Annotated in this window: 17 protein-coding genes and 2 pseudogenes; 11 read left to right on the top strand and 8 right to left on the bottom strand. The window is 48.9% G+C overall.

All coding sequences use genetic code 11. The annotated features are described in order from the left end of the window. The 3 genes from tnpA to LKD71_RS02205 all read right to left on the bottom strand — a co-directional run. On the bottom strand, positions 1–331 hold a 331-nt coding region (tnpA, locus tag LKD71_RS02195), incomplete at its 3' end, for an IS200/IS605 family transposase (protein ID WP_227614171.1). A 623-nt stretch (positions 332–954) separates the two neighbouring features. Continuing rightward, positions 955–1,236, bottom strand: coding sequence for a hypothetical protein (locus tag LKD71_RS02200; protein WP_227614172.1), 282 nt, complete (start codon positions 1,234–1,236; stop codon positions 955–957). A 40-nt stretch (positions 1,237–1,276) separates the two neighbouring features. Then, positions 1,277–1,738, bottom strand: coding sequence for a DUF3784 domain-containing protein (locus tag LKD71_RS02205; RefSeq protein WP_227614173.1), 462 nt, complete (start codon positions 1,736–1,738; stop codon positions 1,277–1,279). Positions 1,739–2,005: 267 nt separating this feature from the next. On the opposite strand from LKD71_RS02205, the gene LKD71_RS02210 reads away from it, so the two are divergent. The 10 genes and pseudogenes from LKD71_RS02210 to LKD71_RS02255 form a co-directional block, all read left to right on the top strand. Then, on the top strand, positions 2,006–3,559 hold the full coding sequence (locus LKD71_RS02210; RefSeq protein WP_227614174.1) for a recombinase family protein: 1,554 nt from the start codon (positions 2,006–2,008) through the stop codon (positions 3,557–3,559). Further along, a pseudogene (locus tag LKD71_RS02215) lies at positions 3,534–4,100 on the top strand (ABC transporter substrate-binding protein); the annotation flags it as partial. The gene LKD71_RS02210 and the pseudogene LKD71_RS02215, both read left to right, overlap by 26 nt. A 77-nt stretch (positions 4,101–4,177) precedes the next feature. Continuing rightward, positions 4,178–4,894 carry a phosphatase gene (locus tag LKD71_RS02220; protein WP_227614175.1) on the top strand — a complete coding sequence of 239 codons (717 nt, stop codon included), beginning with the start codon at positions 4,178–4,180 and terminating at the stop codon, positions 4,892–4,894. Between the two features lie 112 nt (positions 4,895–5,006). After that, positions 5,007–5,300 carry a YerC/YecD family TrpR-related protein gene (locus LKD71_RS02225; RefSeq protein WP_178046099.1) on the top strand — a complete coding sequence of 98 codons (294 nt, stop codon included), beginning with the start codon at positions 5,007–5,009 and terminating at the stop codon, positions 5,298–5,300. Positions 5,301–5,490: 190 nt separating this feature from the next. Further along, entirely contained in the window at positions 5,491–5,658 is a 168-nt protein-coding gene (locus LKD71_RS02230; RefSeq protein WP_227614176.1) for a hypothetical protein, read from the top strand. A 17-nt stretch (positions 5,659–5,675) separates the two neighbouring features. Beyond that, positions 5,676–6,140 carry an RNA polymerase sigma factor gene (locus tag LKD71_RS02235; protein ID WP_227614177.1) on the top strand — a complete coding sequence of 155 codons (465 nt, stop codon included), beginning with the start codon at positions 5,676–5,678 and terminating at the stop codon, positions 6,138–6,140. A 3-nt stretch (positions 6,141–6,143) separates the two neighbouring features. Then, complete coding sequence (locus tag LKD71_RS02240; protein ID WP_227614178.1) at positions 6,144–7,403, top strand: hypothetical protein; 1,260 nt, start codon at positions 6,144–6,146, stop codon at positions 7,401–7,403. Between the two features lie 209 nt (positions 7,404–7,612). Next, a complete protein-coding gene (locus LKD71_RS02245) occupies positions 7,613–9,133 on the top strand; it encodes a polysaccharide deacetylase family protein (protein ID WP_227614179.1) in 1,521 nt (506 codons plus the stop codon). Positions 9,134–9,242: 109 nt separating this feature from the next. After that, entirely contained in the window at positions 9,243–10,118 is an 876-nt protein-coding gene (locus tag LKD71_RS02250) for a helix-turn-helix transcriptional regulator (RefSeq protein ID WP_227614180.1), read from the top strand. A gap of 143 nt (positions 10,119–10,261) precedes the next feature. After that, positions 10,262–11,089 (top strand): annotated as a pseudogene (locus tag LKD71_RS02255) (alpha-amylase family glycosyl hydrolase); the annotation flags it as partial. A 4-nt stretch (positions 11,090–11,093) separates the two neighbouring features. Here the strand turns inward: LKD71_RS02255 and LKD71_RS02260 are convergent. The 5 genes from LKD71_RS02260 to LKD71_RS02280 form a co-directional block, all read right to left on the bottom strand. Next, on the bottom strand, positions 11,094–11,963 hold the full coding sequence (locus tag LKD71_RS02260; RefSeq protein WP_227614181.1) for an amidohydrolase family protein: 870 nt from the start codon (positions 11,961–11,963) through the stop codon (positions 11,094–11,096). A gap of 13 nt (positions 11,964–11,976) precedes the next feature. Beyond that, positions 11,977–14,109 carry an anaerobic ribonucleoside-triphosphate reductase gene (nrdD, locus tag LKD71_RS02265; protein WP_178045688.1) on the bottom strand — a complete coding sequence of 711 codons (2,133 nt, stop codon included), beginning with the start codon at positions 14,107–14,109 and terminating at the stop codon, positions 11,977–11,979. Positions 14,110–14,251: 142 nt separating this feature from the next. Beyond that, on the bottom strand, positions 14,252–15,013 hold the full coding sequence (locus tag LKD71_RS02270; protein ID WP_227614182.1) for a response regulator transcription factor: 762 nt from the start codon (positions 15,011–15,013) through the stop codon (positions 14,252–14,254). Between the two features lie 65 nt (positions 15,014–15,078). Then, positions 15,079–15,936, bottom strand: coding sequence for a carbohydrate ABC transporter permease (locus LKD71_RS02275; protein ID WP_227614183.1), 858 nt, complete (start codon positions 15,934–15,936; stop codon positions 15,079–15,081). Positions 15,937–15,950: 14 nt separating this feature from the next. After that, the gene (locus LKD71_RS02280) at positions 15,951–16,904 is read right to left on the bottom strand and encodes a sensor histidine kinase (protein WP_227614184.1); all 954 of its coding nucleotides are present in this window, start codon (positions 16,902–16,904) and stop codon (positions 15,951–15,953) included. 195 nt (positions 16,905–17,099) lie between these two features. Between LKD71_RS02280 and asnA the strand changes: the two genes are divergently transcribed. Then, complete coding sequence (asnA, locus tag LKD71_RS02285; RefSeq protein ID WP_227614185.1) at positions 17,100–18,110, top strand: aspartate--ammonia ligase; 1,011 nt, start codon at positions 17,100–17,102, stop codon at positions 18,108–18,110. The last annotated feature ends 91 nt before the right edge of the window (positions 18,111–18,201 follow it).

Genomic DNA, 18,201 nt, shown 5'->3' on the forward strand with positions numbered 1-18,201 from the left:
CCCACAGTTCTTTTTTCAGCTCCGGATGTACAAGGAACATCTGACGTGCAAGATTCCCTTTCATGATCTTGATCATATCTGAAATATAAAACTGCGGCCGGCAATCCACAAGCATATGGATATGATCCGGCATGACTTCCATTGCCAGGATCTGAAATTGATACTCCTCTGCCAGATCCTGCAGCATCTTTTTGCATTCCAGGTCAATCCCGTCTTTTAATACTTTCTTCCTGTATTTCGTACACCAGACCAGATGATACTGCAGAGAATATACATATCCTCTACCATATGAAAGTTGATTTTTATTTATATTAAATATCTCTTTTTCCATGTCTATATTATACCATATGTGCTTCTTTAAGTAAACATTTGTTCTGGATATTTTGTAACTATTCAGAGCCAGGCAGATTTTCAGCAAAAAGTGTGAGTCATGCTTGCATGAACGAACACTTTTGACTGGAAATCTATTTGACGAGAAGCCACAACGAGAGGAAGCACAGAGGAATCGAGGTGGCTCTGAATAGTTACGATATTTTTATAAAAAATTGCGCGTCTAACTCATCACTGAAGTAACGAGAATGCGACGCGCAGTTATTCAATAATGAAGAAAATTCTCTTCCGGTGCTTAAAATCATAACTTCTGATGATAATAAGGATTATAAAAATTCTGTAATTACCAGTTGGAAAATAACTGAAAAGAGGCTGAATAACTACTTGCATAATAAGGAGATTATTTACAAAAAAGCATAGTTGGGTTATACTATGTATAAGATAGTAAAGAGATTATTTGAGGTGGTAAATTTCGTTGCAACCACGCACCCTATGGGTTAAAAGAGATGCAGGAGCCGCGACGCCTGCCAAATAATCTCTTTCATCTATAAATCTTCTATTCCGAATGAATATCCAAATATTTGATTCAGAGTTCCTTTCCATTCAATCCTTTTCTATACCTACTCAAATTCTACCTGTATCCTCTACCTCACAGATCAAGAAAAACCGCAGATTTTTCCAGAGAACTGCCTTTTTGTGCAATAAGAAAAGAAAAAAGAGAATCAGTGCCAGATAAGCCAGATTGCTGATCAGGCTGCAGTCAAAACTATATTCTCCCCCGGTGAGTATGCGGTTTCTGCTGTCCAGCACAAAAATTACCGGCCAATCATTTGTAGCGCCGGTCTGAATCGGAATCAGACTTCCAAGTCCGTTGTAGAGAGCATGCTTGTCAAAGAGTTTTAACATTCTCTTTTTATCTCGCAGTAAACTATACTCTTTTCATTCATTACTTTCCGCATATCGTATTTCCCACGATGATAATCACCGCAACATCCGCCAAAATAATCCCCACCGCAATATAGACGAAAAATGCAGGCAGAACATCCTCAAACATCCCCATAACCAGTATGAGAACGGCAATAACCGCCATTCCGATCCCCATGGTTCTGCATAATTTCTTTTCATTATATTTTGCTTTTTCTTCTTTTGAGGCTGTATTATATCCGGAAATGAGCCAGCTTCCGTGGCCGGAAAGCAAAATGATGGAAAGTATGGTAAACAGGATAAAAACAATCCATATTACCCCGTCAGGTCCTGTTGATAAATCTGATAATTTCTTCATAGACACCTCCAAAATAATGATTCGGACAGGCACCAAAACCGCCTGTTTTTCATAGGATAGTTCCAGAAAACGTAACAGAAAAGATGTGTTGTTTTTGCGTAAGCAAACCCAATATCTCTGGCGCAATGATTTTTCTTCTGAGGATGAATTTGAAAAGGAACGCAAGAAATATGCGGATCAGGGCTTTCGGGTTGTCGCGTTTCTGGAAGGGGATTCAGGTGCTGATCTTTGCGACCGTATCCGGGCCCTGCTTGAAAAGCACCGGAATCCCAGCGCAGAATGCCCCTAAATGTCCATATCTTTTAAAATCATATCAAATTTCATACTTTTCCGCAATCAGGCGGAATGGCATCCGCATACAATTTAATAATTCCCTTCTGGAAAGGATTCTCCATGAATGCAGGCTATGTCCGTCTCTCCAGAGACGATGATAAGAGAAATTATGTTTCCATCGAAAATCAGAAGCTGATTATACGCCAGTACGCCGAGACACATGGCGCAGTCATCAACCGGTGGTATGAGGATGACGGCTTTTCCGGCTATATTTTTGACCGGCCGGGCTTTCAGCAGCTGATGACTGATCTCGACAACGGCATCGATACCGTGTATGTCAAAGATTTTTCGCGCCTTGGCCGGCATAACGCAAAGGTTCTTCTGCTGCTCGATGAATTTCAGGAGCGCGGCAAACACCTGATCGTCATCGATGACAATTACGATTCCATGGATTCCAGCGACGACATGATCGGGATCAAGACCTGGTTTAATGAACGATATGTAAAAGACACAAGCAAAAAGATCAAACGTGCCATCAACGCCCGTCAAAAAGAAGGAACGCTCCTCACGCGGCCTCCTTTCGGCTATCAGCGCAGTCCCGATGACAAAAAAATTCTGGAAATTATCCCCAAAGAGGCAGAAATCATCCGTGAAATCTACCGCCTTTACCTCTCCGGCCTAGGCTATCGGAGGATTGCCCTTTTTCTCACAGACCATAGCGTGCCCACGCCTTCCCAGGCGCTCCACGAACGGGAAATCAAGCTTGGAAAACTGTCCGGGCGCTCCGTTGCCTACCGCTGGTCCGATGGCATGGTAAAGGAAATCCTCGACAATGATTTTTACACGGGAGTTCTCCGCCTAAAAAAACGCTCCCGCTCCACGGTTCACGGAAAGGATAAGCGCGTGCCAAAAGACGAGCAGTATTTTTTCCCTGACCACCACCCGGCTATCATTGATCCCGCCAATTTTACCCGGGTCCAAAGAGAAAAAGCCAATCGCTCCAGAACCGCTTATCGCGGCGCTTCCCCCTCCCGCCCTTTCGTAAATCTCCTGTTCTGTCAGGACTGCGGCCATCGGCTCACGCCCATCCATCGAAAAACCTCCTCGGGAGAACGGAACTATTATATCTGCTCCACTTATAATTCCAAAGGAAAACGCTACTGCCCCAAAGCCCATCTCATCGAGGAAGAAGCTCTGATAACGGATGTTCTGACCTTCCTTCGCCACTACCGGGAAACTCTCACAAAAGATTCCATAAAACTTACCTCTTACGGAAATGGCGGTTCCCTTTCTATAGAAAAGGCCCGCCAGGCCCTCAACTACCAGAAAAAGCAATTACAGCTTCTTCTGAGTCAGAAAATAAGAGACCTTTCCCTCGCCCCCGAAAACGAAGTCCTGATTCAGGAAGCCTACGCTATTCTCCAAAAAGAACGCTCCGAAAAAATCCTGGCTCTGGAAAAGGAACTCCGGGAAACAGAAGCCTCCCTTTCCACGAAACCGCTTCCTTTCAAAGACCCGTTGACGCTTCTGGATCAGCTCATCGAAAACCGCTCTCTCACCCGGAAAGATCTGGCTCTTCTTATCGATCGCATCGAAGTGAGTGAAACCGGCGATGCCAATTTTCATTTACATGGAGCCCTGGCAGCCAGGCGGCATGCCGGAGATGGTGTTTGAGTATATCCTGAAGCAGAAAGGGCTCGACCCGGCCGCAGATCTTTCCATCGACCAGAGCATCGACTTTGGCTCCACGGCCGCTGCTTTTTCCGGCGGAACCGGAGATTTCACGGTGGAGTTTGAGCCTGGGGCCACCTCCCTGGAAAAAGAAGGAAAAGGCTATGTGGTGGACTCCCTCGGCGTGGAATCCGGCTATGTCCCCTACACCGCCTACTGTGCCCGCGGCAGTTATCTCAAAGAAAATGAAAAAACCGTTCAGAACTTCGTCAATGCCCTGAAAAAAGGCATGGAATATGTCAGCTCCCACACGCCGGAGGAGATCGCCAAAACCATCCAACCTCAGTTTAAGGAGACCGATCTTGATGTCATCACCCGCATTGTCCGCCGTTACGCCGAACAGGACACCTGGAAGACCGATCTGAATTTTGAAAAAGAAAGCTTCGAGCTTCTCCAGGATATCCTCACCGACGCCGGTGAACTGAAAGAGCGGGTCCCCTATGAAAAACTGGTAACGGTCAAATACACAGAAAACCGGAAATAGTCACAGAGGGAAGGCTTTACTTTTTCTCCCTTTTTGTCTATAATGACCTTAGAGAACAAAAAGAGAAGGTACAAAATATGAAAGACATTTTGGATTCACACACCCACACGATTGCCAGCGGCCACGCCTACAGCACACTTCATGAGATGGCCCGCGCCGCGGCGGACAAAGGGCTGGAGCTCCTAGGGATCACCGAGCATGCCATGGCCATGCCGGGAACCTGCCATGAATATTATTTCATGAACATGCGGATTCTTCCAAGGACCATGTATGGCATCGAGATCCGCCACGGAGCTGAAGTCAACATTATGGACACGGACGGCAGGATCGACATGGACGAATATCTGCTGCAGCAGATGGATGTGGTCATCGCCAGCATGCATACGCCCTGCATGCAGAAAAACGCCGGCAAGGACGGAAATACCCGGGCAGCCATCAAAGCGATGGAAAATCCCTATGTAAACATCCTGGGACACCCGGATGACAGCCGTTTTCCGCTGGATTACGAGGCCGTTGTGCGTTCCGCCAAGGAGCAGGGGGTACTCCTCGAGCTGAACAACAATTCCCTCCATCCGCTGGGAGCCCGCCAGAATCCGCTTCCCAATGATATTGAGATGCTGGAATACTGCATGAAATACGGCTCACCTATTATATTAGGAAGCGACGCCCACACCCAGGAAGATGTGGGCAATCATAAATTCGTCCAGATCCTTCTGGAAGAACTGGATTTTCCAGAGGAACTCATCGTCAACCGCTCCGTGAAGGAGTACCAGAAATACATTAACCGGAAGTAAGCTGGAAACCTCGACTTTACATTAGTCGTTTAATGTGTTAAAATGTGAAAATAGAAAGCGGTTTTGCCGTATTTCAACGGAAAACCGTGGCAAAGGAGATAAAAGGGGTAACATGAGCAAAAACGTAAGAACCAAGGAAGTAGACGCTTTATTTGATGCTGTGCTGAGTCTGAAGGACCGTGAAGAGTGCTATCTTTTTTTTGGAGATGTATGCACGATCAACGAGCTGCTCTCACTTTCACAGAGATTTGAGGTAGCAAAAATGCTCCAGGATGGAAAAACCTATCTGGAGATTGCCGAGAAAACCGGCGCATCCACCGCTACCATCAGCCGGGTAAACCGTTCTCTGAATTACGGAAACGATGGCTATGCAATGGTCTTTGACCGTCTCAAAGACAACGAATAAACGCTTTTCGAAGACTGCCGTATGGAGTAACCATGCGGCAGTTTTTTTGTGTTCTAAAAAATTTTCAGAAGTTTTTTCAAAAAGTTCCAACACTTTCCGTTTTCCATCCGTTATATAAGTGAAAACAGATGAAGAAACGGTACCTTTTCTCCAAAAACAATCCTGTAAAAGAACTTTTTGGAGGCTTATTATGAAAACAGATCTTAAATCAATTGCAACACAGCTCAGAACATTTTTCCGCACCTCTCGTTATGAAGTCTACTTCAAGAAATGTGAGGCCGACACGCTCTCTGCTTCCCGGAATCTATTCTACTCCGATCCGGTACAGAACAGCTCCGGAAATCAGTTCTATCTATAGAAAGGATATTTTGTCACATGCTTGAAGAGCTTTACCGGGATCTCCGGGACGAACTGATCCGCTGGTGTACCACCATGACTCAGGATCGATCCACCGCTGAGGATCTGGTGCAGGAGGCTTTCTGGAAAGCCATCAACAATGAAGCAATGCTTCAGACCATGACACCGCCCCAGCGCCGGGCCTGGCTTTATCAGGTCGTAAAAAATCTCTTTATCGACCGGACCCGGCATGCCGCCTATGAAGCAGTGATGGAAGAACTGCCGGAAACGGCCGGTGACGAGCTTCCTTCCGAGTATGATTCTCTCCTGAGCCAGGATCTGCTTCGCCGTCTGCCTGAGGACGAACGTGTCCTTTTTGTTCTGCGCTATATTGAGGGCTATAATTCCACAGAGCTTGGGAAGCTTTTTTCCCTCTCACCCGGGGCGGTCCGGGCCAAGCTCTTCTCTGCCCGCCAGCATTTAAAGAAAGAATTGGAGGATTAAACTATGGAAAAACAGGAACTCAGCGTCAACTGCGCCATCTGCGACGCCAGAAAAGTAACAGAAGAAACACTCTCATCCTATGCCTCTGTCTCCATCAATACCGGCGTCCTTCTGAGCAACGCCAGGAGTCGGCTGCTTCTCGGGCGCTATTCCGTCAACGTAAACTCTGCCACCGTCATTGACTGGGAGCAGGAGGAAGCGCCTGCCTTTTCCACTCATAACGGTTCCTATGAGATCAAAGCAGGTACTCTGCCCGCCAGACCCACGATCCTTATCGTGAACGGAAAGCTCTCCATCTCTCCTGATGCGGCCTCTTCCCTTTCCTCCTATCTGAAAATTGTGGTAAATGGCACGATCTACTGCCCGGAAAGTCTCTCTTCCTCCCTGGGAAATGTGGAGATCAACGGAAAACTCATTGCTTATCCGGATAAGGCCATCCTGACAAAATCGGTCTTTCTTCCCAACCGGTATTTCCATCGCACCGCAAAAGAAGGAAGTCTCTACTACACGCCGAAGCTTCTGGTTCTTCTGGATTCCCAGCTGGATCTTCCTGCCCTGGCCGAAAAGCAGGTTCGTTTTTCCGCTCAGAAAGTTGTGCTCCATGACAAGGATCTGGAGACTGTTCTGGAGCTTCTGGAAAACCCGGACACTGCCGATCTGGCAATTCTGCCGGACAATGGTACTTATATTATGGAGGACGATGCTGTGCTGAACGATGCCTTCCTTCAGAAATACGGCCCCAGCTTTTATATCAACGGAAACCTTTCGCTGAATCAGGCTTCCACACCGCTGATTTCCCGATTGAAAAATCCCCATATCGACGGCACTGTGCTGCTTTCCGCCGACCAGGAGGCTGCTTTTCTGGCCACTGATCCGGTCTACAAAGAGCTGAAAGTCCTACGGGGCCAGATCCTCACAAACCGCATCTCCGTCACCATTGACCGGAATCTTCTATCCCTCTCCCCGGATGGAATTTCCTGTACGGACTGCGTCAGTGTCAAACTGGATCCGTCGATCACTCCGGAGGAAATCCATTCTCTCCTGCACTTCTCCGACTGCGTCGACATCAGCTGTACCGAAGAGCAGAAAAGCGCTGTCATCTCCGTAGCCGAAGACTATGTCTCCATCGGACCTTCCCTAGCCTCCAAGGCAGAAAACCTGGCCGGTTCCATTTTTGGAAACATCTTCGGCAAAAATGACGAAATGCCCGAAATCAACGCCCCTGCCCCCTGTATCATCAACACCACGACCTATGTCCTCTGACTGTAAAAGTCGCGCTTTGCTGCCCCTCAGACGGATTCACCATGAATATTCCGGCAAAATGCAACTTTAACCCTCTTCTTTTCGAAAATTATTGTGCTGTATTTTCTGGACAAGATTATGAAATGTCAGTATACTGAAAGTAATGGGATTTTCTGTCGGAGTATGAAAGCTCCGGCAGACCACATTCATCTTAAAGGGGGATATAAATCATGAATGAATCCGATTACGAACGTATGGCTGAGCGCCGACGGGCGCGCCAGAAGAAAAGGCGGCATCAGGTACTGATGATGAAGGGCATCATCCTGGCAGTCCTGGTCGTAGTACTGGTTATCGCCAGTTCCGCAGCGTGGCATTTTCTGTCACCTTCCGGTGATGCCAAAAAGAATCCGAAAGACAACAACCTGACAGCCAGCTCCGACGCCAAAAACACAGAAAACACTTCTGCCGGCGAGACAGAAAGCGAAACCAGTTCTGAAACGGAGACGGAAGGTACTTCCGATCCGATTGCCGAAGCCCGGCTTCTGGCCGCCGGTTACGACTATGACGGAGCTATTGATCTTTTAAAGAGCGTGGATTCCTACGAATCAAACACCGAGATCATGGCAGCCATCCAGGAATTTGAGACGACAAAGGCTTCCTGCGTGGCAGTGGATGTCACCACAGTACCTCATATTTTTTACCATTCACTGATCAACGATACAACTCGGGCTTTCGATGTCTCAGTCCTCGGCCAGAGCCAGGTAGATGGCATGAACGCCTGGATGACCACTGTAGAAGAGTTTGACAAGATCACCCAGACCATGTACGATAACGGCTATGTTTTCGTACGGCTCCGGGATCTCGTGACAGAGACTACCGATGAAAACGGCAATGTCACCTTTGCACCGAACCAGAACCTCATGCTTCCTCCGGACAAAAAAGCGGTCGTTCTCTCCGTGGATGACTTAAGCTACTACCATTCCTACCAGAAAGCCGGTTATCCGGACAAGCTGATCCTCGATGAGAACGGCGATGTGAAATGCCATTATGTCACTGCAGACGGCACCGAGGAAGTCGGCGATTTCGACGTGGTTCCCCGGCTCAATACCTTCTTAAAGGAACATCCCGACGGCGCTTACAAAGGTGCCAGAGGTCTTATCGCTCTCACCGGTTACAACGGAGTCTTCGGTTATCGTACCGACTCCGATTATGAGACAAAAGAACATCTCCAGGAAGATCAGGCAAAATGGCTGGAAGAGCATCCGGATTTCAACCGTCAGACAGAGATCCAGGAAGCCACTGTCATTGCCAATGCCCTCAAAGAGGAAGGCTGGGAATTTGCAAGCCATACCTGGGGCCACTTAAGCGTGACTGATAAGACGGTTGACGAACTGAAAACCGACAATGAAAAATGGGTAGCCAATGTTCAGAACATCGTCGGCGCTGTGGATACTATCATTTTCGCCCACGGAAACGACATCGGTGACTGGCATGACTACAGTGACAGCAACGAAAAGTACCAGTATTTCAAGAGTGCCGGCTACAACTTCTTCTGCAATGTGGATGCCTCTCAGCCCTACTGGGTACAGATCCGCGATCACTACGTCCGCCAGGGCCGTATCGATCTGGATGGCTATCAGCTCTACAAATCCAGCCTTGGTCAGACCACGGTCCTCGACAACATGTTCAAGGCTTCCGAAGTCTTCGATCAGCGTCGTCCTACCCCGGTAGTTGCCCACGGCCAGTCCTAAAGCTTCATATCAAAATCTCAAACCCATCTAAGATTCAAGTCCCTGCCTTTTGTATTTTACTGGGCAGGGACTTTCGTTATTTATACTTGCAAAAGGAGAATCTTATTTTATGAAACAACCTCCAGAGACTCTGAAAGAACCACGAAAACACGGCAATATGGAATTTCCCTGTGCCTTTTATAATTCCATCCGCACCATTACCAGCGTCTCGCATCACTGGCATGAGGAGATGGAGATCCTCTACATTGAGGGCAGCGGTTATTCGGTTGAAGTAGATACTTATGATGTCACCACCGAAGAACCCTCCTTTTATTTTCTCAACCAGGAGCAGCTTCATTCCGTGGAGCTTTCCGCTGACTGCCTGGAATACGCTATGCTTTTCCGCCCGGATATGCTCTCTTTCTCCTCCTATGACCTGACCCAGCAGCAGCTGCTTCTCCCCCTTCTCGGTCAGAAGCTTCTCTTTCCCTCCAGAATTCCCCTGGCTTCCCCTGCTGGTCAGGAGTTGAAAACCTCTCTGCTGCTACTTTTAAAAAGTGCTCCTGCTCCCTCTGCAGTCTCCCTTCTGCATGCAAAGGCAGTTCTCCTGGAAACCATTGCCATTCTCAGCTCCCATGAGCTTTTCCTTTCTTCCGAATCAGGCAGTGGAAGAGATTCTCAGCGGATTCTCACAATCAAAAGGCTCTTAAGCTACATCCATGAAAATTACACGCACCGGATCTATCTTCATGAGCTTGCCGATCTGGCCGGTATGGATCCCCAGTATCTCTGTCGTTTTTTCAAAAGATCTCTGGGCAAAACCCTGACCGAATACATCAACTCCCTTCGTATCGAAAAGGCCTGTCAGTCTCTTCGTGACACGGATGATAAAATCCTGGATATCTGCTATGACTGCGGTTTTCAGAACATGGGCCACTTTATTTCCTGCTTTAAGCGCCTCACACGAAAGACTCCTTCCAGCTATCGGGAAAGTTTAAAATTTTAAGAGAAGTCAATATTCCGTAACTGACAGGAAAAATTATGGAAGAAAAATGAAGACAGGCGTGATAAGATAAGGATACTTTCATTCAGAAAAGGAACATTTTGACTATGAAAAAACAATGGTGGCACAATAATGTAGCTTATTAGATTTACCCCAAGAGCTTCTATGACAGCAATGGGGACGGTATCGGCGATATTCGCGGAATTATCGAAAAACTGGACTATTTAAAGGATCTGGGAATCGATATCATCTGGATTTCCCCGGTCTATCCTTCTCCCCTGAAGGATCAGGGCTACGACATCTCCGATTACTATGGCATCGATCCCCGGTTCGGCACTATGGAGGATATGGACGAACTCTTAGCTGAGACAAAAAAACGGAACATGTATATCCTCATGGACCTGGTTATCAACCACTGTTCCGACCAGCATGAGTGGTTCCAGAAAGCTCTCAGGGATCCCTACGGAAAATATGGAAAATACTTCTACTTCGAGAAAGGCCACGACGGAAAGCTTCCGACCAACTGGCGCTCCTATTTCGGCGGCCCCGTATGGGAACCGGTTCCTGGTTACGATGAGCTCTATTATCTCCATGTGTTCCACAAAGGTCAGCCGGATCTCAACTGGGAGAATCCGGAGCTTCGCCAGGAGCTCTATAAAATGATCAACTGGTGGCTGGAAAAGGGCATCGCCGGTTTCCAGATTGATGCCATCATCAACATCAAGAAAGCCCTTCCCTTCCGGGATTATCCGGTGGATCATCCCGACGGACTCTCTTCCATTGCTAACATGCTGAACGAAGCCAAAGGCATCGGCGTCTTCCTGGAAGAGATGAAAAACGCTGCCTTCAAGCCCCATGAAGCACTGACCATCGGAGAAGTCTTCAATATGAAGCCGGAAGAAACCGCCGATTTCATCGGTGATGACGGCCATTTCAGCAGCCAGTTTGAGTTCGACCATGTGACGGTAGAGAAAAAGCTCAGGAACGCTGAAAGCGTTCTCTGAGTTCCTCTTCTCCCTTTCTTAAGAAGTTATCCAGTTCTTCGGATGCCCCGAATATCTCTTGAAAGGTTCTGTATTCATCTTCAATTCCTTTTCCGTGGGGCACCAGATAGGCTCCCGCGTCACTTCCAAGACCTAAGATCGCACCTTTTTCTTTTCCCAACCGTAGATTCCGGCAGTCTTCCTCATAGAGACGTTTCACAATTTCATCCGGGAAACGGCCGCAGCCCAGGAGATTCCGCACCGTCACCACCGTGGGAACCCAGATCGTATGATATTCCGCCATGGCTTCTATGGCTTCCTCATCCACATATCTTCCGTGTTCGATGCTGTCCGCTCCACATTCCGCGGCGTTTCGCACAGTCTCTGCCCCGTTGGCATGAACCATAACAGCCATACCTTTCTCGTGGGCGATATGAAAGAACTCCCGCATCTCTTCCCGGGTAAGCGGCGTCGATGTGATGACTCCATATCTTGAAAAATCCACAATGCCGGAAACCATAAGCTTGATAAAATCGGCTCCCCGCTTTTTCGCTTCCAGCACCAGACTCTCGTACTCTTTCACCGTATCAAAGCCTTTTCCCACAATGGAGCCATAACAGCCATTCTTATGGATCGCAAAGGCCGGTGTCCGGTAATCGATCCCGTATTCCGGGGCGATGGTCTTCACAAAGGAAGAAACTCCCAGATCATCGCCGCCGTCCCGGATAAAGGTCACGCCCCGTTTCCGGTACTCCTCCAGGTAGCCCCGGAGGACTGTCTCCTCGATATGCCCTTTATGCGTCTCCACGGCCTTCCGGTAATCATAGCCGTTCATAAACAGGTGAGCATGCGCTTCTCCAAACATTGTTTTGCCTTCTTTACATAGATTTCCGCTCGGCGATCTCCGCCATCTTGGCTTCGTTCAGACGGGTGTCTCCATGGACACGGCTGTAGGATAGATAGCCGTTCATCCGGTCGATCTTGGTCAGGTTTCTGGAACCGCAGATCGGGCACACATCCATCTCCAGCTCCTGGTGACCGCAGTCGTCACAGTAGGCCAGAGACAGGTTCACACCCTCATAGTATCCCAGATCCATGGCTCTTCGGATCAGGCTCTTGATGGCCTCGATGTTGTAATCGATGGGATAACGGACATACTGAATCTTTCCGCCGTTGCAAAGCTCCCAGAAACGGCCTTCCAGGTCCTGTTTCTCGATGGGAGTCAGATCCTCGGTCACATGGCAGTGGAAGCTGTTGCTCACATAGGGACGGTCGGAAACATTCTCGACGATGCCGTACATTTTCCGGAACTGCTCCACCTGGAGACCGCAGAGACTCTCTGCCGGGGTTCCGTAGATGGCGTAAAGCCAGCCGTCTGCTTCCTTGAACTCATTGACCTTTTTGTTGATATATTCCAGAACTTCGAGGGCGAAAGCGCCGTCCTCGGCGATGGACTTGCCATTGTAAAGCTCCTGAAGCTCATTTAAAGCCGTGATACCGAAGGAAGCAGTCATAGGCTTCAGTAACGGTTTGATGCGCTCGGAGGGCTTCAGATGGCCGCCGTAGAAACCGCCCTCGCAGTAAGCCAGCGGATTGGTGGAGGCCTTCATATTGCCCAGATAATCGTAGGTCCGTTTGTGAAGATTCCGGATCATCTCCAGATAGTAGTCCAGCACCTCATAGAAATCTCTGCTCTCGGAACGGGATTTTGCCAGAATCATCGGAAGATGCAGGCTCACGGCGCCGATATTGAAGCGCCCCACAAATACGGGTTCATCCTTGTCGTCTGCCGGATGCATGCCGCCCCGCTTATACCAGGGGCTTAAGAAGGCCCGGCAGCCCATGGGACTGATGACTTTCTTGTATCTCTTGTACATGCTGGAAATATAGCCTTTTCCGCTCATGGAGAGCCAGTCAGGATACATGGTCTTGGAGGAACAGGCCACGCCCGCCTCGAAAACATCCTCACAGCATTTTCCCGGTCCGTGAATGTTCTCATCGTAGAGGAAGACGATCTTCGGGAAAAGCACGGGTTTTTTATTTCCCGGCTTGCCCTGACCGCCCATATGCACGTTCAGAAGAGTGACAGAAGCCATTTTTTCAAAGCGTTCCGTACCCAGGCCGATGGTCACGGTGACGAAGGGATAATCTCCTCTGGAGGAACCGACCGTGTTGAGTTTATACTCAATGCCCTGCCAGCCCTGGTCAAAGTCACGTTTTACCTTGTTCATGGCGTACTGCTCGGCTTTTTCCTCGGCTCCCTGCCAGGAGGGATCTGCATATTTCAAGAACTCTTCCTTATATTTCCGGTAGCTCTTCTCTGCGTAGGGCGCCAGAACCTTATCCGCCTCCGGTACGGTAAAACCGCCGTACTGCTGGGCCGCGGTGCTCAGAATGATATCACCCATGACGTCGAAAGCCGTATCCAGGGTTTTCGGCTCATTGTACCAGACATTTCCCATCTCGAAACCGCCGCTCAACACACTTCCGATATCAAAGAGACAGCAGTTCATCGTATCCAGGCGGGCGGACTGGTCGTGGATGTAGATGTAACCGTCCTTGCAGGCCTGAAGTTCGTCCCTGTTCATGAAGAATTTCCGGTAGAGCTCCTTGTTCAGCTCGTTGAAGATCAGGCTTCGCTTGGTGGCCACCAGAGCGCTGTCGGTATTGGCGTTGCTCTTATCGCCGATGTAACGGATGGACTGGCTCTTGGTGTAGACCTCATCCATCATGTGGATAAAGTCCTGCTTGTAGTTCCGGTAATCGCGGTAGCTCTTGGCCACAGCGGGATTGACCTTGTCCAGGGCTCCCTCCACAATGTTGTGCATCTCCGGAATCGTGATGCCGTCTTTGCTTCTCTCCTTCGCTTTCTCCTTGGCATATTCACAGATAAAGGCAATCTCATTTTCTGTAAAACGGTACATAATACGGCTCGCGGATTTATTGACTGCGGCAATGATCTTGTCCACATTAAATTCTTCCTTGGTGCCGTCCTTCTTGATAACGTACATATGCAATCTCCTTCAATTATACTATATGTTGTGTATTTCCAGTGCGTTTCACACTAATTCTTGAACAGTCTTCTATATCATATAACAAAAACCCTCTATCGTAAAGAGGGTTTTTATAAAAATACATTCGGTTTTTCTGTCGTTATAGATGGTTCCGGTACTCGCCGGCGGAGACTCCGGTGAGCTTCTTGAAAACTCTGGAAAAGTGGGCCACATCCAGAAAGCCCACCATCTCCGCGATGTCCGCCAGGCGAAGGGAAGGATCTTTCATGAGTTCCTTGGCTTTCTCAATGCGGATGCTGTTTAAAACTTCGGAAAAATTTTTCCCCATGTGGCGGTTTAAAAGCTTGCTTAAATGCCACTGGCTCACATAGATCTTCTCGGCCACCTCCGGAAGGGTGATCTTTTCCTGGAAATGCTCCTGCATGTACTGGACCGCATTGCTGACGATGAAGCTTCCGGCGGCGTTTTTCTGCTCTTCGCTCTCCTCTTTTCCGGAAGGTTCCTGCCGGTCCGGCTGGATCCCCTTCTTCTTCAGATTGTGTACCATGGTCTCCACGGCCTCGTTGAGTTCTCCCAGATTGGAAGGTTTTAAGAGAAAGCGGCTTACGCCCAGGCGGATAGCCCGCTGGGCGTAGTCAAAATCCCGATATCCGGTGAGAATCGTCACTTCCATATCCGGAAATTCCGATTTCAGAGCTGCGATCATGTTCAGGCCGTCCTGACCCGGCATACAGATATCACTGATAATCAGATCCGGCTTTTTCTCCCGTATGAGTGTCTGCCCGGTCAGACCGTCCGGCGCCACAGCCACAACCTCCGCATTCCACTGGCTCCATGGTATGATTTTTGAAAGTCCTTCGGCGATGATGGGTTCATCATCAATGATCATTACCTTATACATAAGTTCTCTTCCCCACACTGCTTTTTCTGCATCATACCATTTTACAGACTTTCTGTAAAGCCTTCTCAGCCTTTCAGTGCTCCGGCGGTCATTCCTTTGATGATGTATTTCTGGAGGCAGGCGTAAACGATCAGCATGGGCACCACGATAAGGGACACTACAGCTGCCATCAGGCCATAGTTCGTTCCTTCCCGGCTAGAAATCTCCAGCAAAAGACGGGTGATGGCGTACTGTTCCTTATTTCTCAGGAAAAACTGCTGGGTAAACAGATCGTTGTAACTCCAGATAAAACTGAAAATTCCAACGGTTGCGAAGGAGGGCTTGGTCAGCGGCATGATGACCTTGAAAAAGATCTTGATGGCCGTGCAGCCTTCCATATAGGCCGCCTCCTCCAGGTCAATGGGAAGTCCCTGAATATATCCTGTGAGGACCACAATCGCAAAAGCCATATTGCCCGCGATCTGCGGCAGGGCACAGGAAAGAAGGGAAAGCCAGAGATTCTGGGTATTGACGATCCCCCAGGAAAATTCCATCCGGTAGACCGGAATGATGGTGGCGAAAACCGGGAACATCATGGCCGCAATGACCAGGTTATTCAGAAGCTTTCTGCCCCGGAAGCTGTAACGCACCAGCGCGTAGGAAGCCATTCCCGCAAAAAGGATCACGAGAGCCGCCGCGCTGCAGGAGATGATCAGGCTGTTCCGGTAAGCGCCGAAAATGTTCAGCTTCTGAAACGCATTGCCGTAGTTATCCGTGGTAAAAAGGTCTCTCATAGGCAGGGCAAAGGAATTGCTCATGATCTGCTTTTTATCCTTGAAGGAATTTAAGAACACCCAGGCCAGAGGATAAATGGTAGTCAGCGCCCAGAAGATCAGGATGAGATAGACGATGAATTTTCCTGCTGAAAATCTTTTTTCCTTCATTTCCTGCGCCTCCTTTACATATTTTTTCCGGTAATCCGCACCTTTCCTGTGCCCTGCACTTGAACGCCGTGGGCGATGGCATTCTCGATGACGGGCTGAAGGATCAGCCGCGGAACCTTTTCCTGATAGAGCTCCTCCGGGATCTCCAGCGTGACTTCGAGGCGCTTGCCAAAGCGTTCCTTCATAATAAAAAGATAAGCCTTCACATAGGTAAGCTCCTCCTTAAGCGGCACCTCCGGCTGTTTTTTCCGGTCCAGCGCCGCATCCAGAAGGGTTCCTAAAGAACTGATCATCTCCGAAACCTTGTCGTTTTCTGCCAGACGGGCCTCCCAGTTGATGATCTCCAGCGTATTGTTCATGAAATGGGGATTGCTATGGGACTGCAGGGCCATGATTCTGGCGTCCTTCAGGGCCAGCTCTTCCTCATAAATATGGTCAAACTGGTATTTAAGGCGGCCCTGATTCTGAACGAAACCGATGGCCGTATCAAGTTTTGCCGCGCACTCCTTCACCAGCTCCGCGTCCTGCTCCCAGAACTCGAGAATCCCCTGATAGCTTCCGCCAGCACTGCTGTTTACCACGTTGAAGCTTTCGTCCTTTTCCTTTCCGTTCATCATGATGAGAGCAAAGGCCGCCTCTTTTTTCCGGCTGTACTCCACGGAAAGGTAGTACTGGACTTCCGAGTAGAGGGCCGCGTAGGACAGCTCTCCCCGCTGGTACTGCTCATATTTCTGCTGCACGGTCTTGTCATAGCTGATCCTTCTCGAATTGGCAATGGCCCCATCCAGCCGCTCCTGACAGATCCGGCTGCTGGCTGCCATCTGCTCCGCCAGCCGCTCCAGCTGCTCGTCATCCTGCTTACTCAGCACATAATAGCCCATCACCGCCACCATAAGAAGGATGGGAATCAGCCAGCAGAGAAAAGCCAGACTTACGATCACCAGTTTCAAAGAATGTTTCCTTTTCATTTTCTCATTCTCCCACGCAAAAGATAGTATCTTTATTATAGCAGATCCTTTTCCGAAAACAGCCCTAATTTTTTGAAATTTCCAGTTTACACCTTTTTCCTGGTATGCTAACATGTACTGTAGCGGTTCAAAGCGGCAGAGAATACTCATCTGCTGTCTTTTGGCCTTTGAAAAGAAAACAAAGGAGGGATTTTTATGAGCAAATCCATTTATCCTGAAAATTACCATTCCGATCTGAATCTTCACGATACCCAGGTTGCCATCAAGACCGTCAAAGATTTCTTCCAGCGCGCCCTCACCGAGCGGCTGAACCTTCTGCGTGTGACCGCTCCCCTTTTCGTTGAGCCTTCCTCTGGTCTGAACGATAACCTGAACGGCGTGGAGCGCCCGGTAAGCTTCGATATCCGCGGCATAAAGGGCGAAAATGCCGAGATCGTCCATTCTCTTGCAAAATGGAAACGGTACGCTCTGAAAAAATACGGTTTTTCCTACGGCGAGGGTCTTTATACCGATATGAACGCCATCCGCCGGGATGAGGAGACAGACAACATCCATTCCATCTATGTGGACCAGTGGGACTGGGAGAAAATCATCTCCAAAGAAGACCGCAACATGGACACTCTGAAACAGGTGGTTCAGGAAGTGTACCAGGCTCTGAAAAAAACAGAGAAATACATGGCCATCGAGTATGATTATATTGAGGAAATCCTTCCGAAAAATATCTTCTTCATCACCTCTCAGGAGCTCGAAGATATGTATCCGGACTGCCCCCCGAAGGAGCGGGAATACAAGATCACAAAGCTCAAGGGCGCTGTCTTTATCATGCAGATCGGCGACAAGCTGAAATCCGGCATTCCTCACGACGGCCGTGCTCCGGACTACGACGACTGGTCCTTAAACGGCGATATCATCGTCTACTATCCGGTGCTCGACATCGCTCTGGAGCTCTCTTCCATGGGTATCCGCGTGGATGAGAATTCCCTGAAAAAACAGTTGGAGCGGGCCGGCTGCCCGGAGCGGGCGGAGCTTCCCTTCCAAAAAGCCATCCTGAATAAAGAGCTTCCATACACGATCGGCGGCGGAATCGGCCAGTCCCGTATCTGTATGTTCTACCTGAGAAAAGCCCACATCGGCGAGGTACAGGCTTCTCTCTGGCCCGAGGAGGACGTCAAGGCTGCCGCAGAACACGGCATCGAACTTCTCTAACGCAGATCGAGATTCGCGTAGCGCATCTCGATCTGATTAGCGGTCGTCAAATGCACCTGCACAAGTGCGTGCATTTTCCTCGTCGCTATAA

Origin of the sequence: Fusicatenibacter faecihominis, from assembly GCF_020686945.1 — a bacterium.
Taxonomy (GTDB): Bacteria; Bacillota; Clostridia; order Lachnospirales; family Lachnospiraceae; genus Limivivens; species Limivivens faecihominis.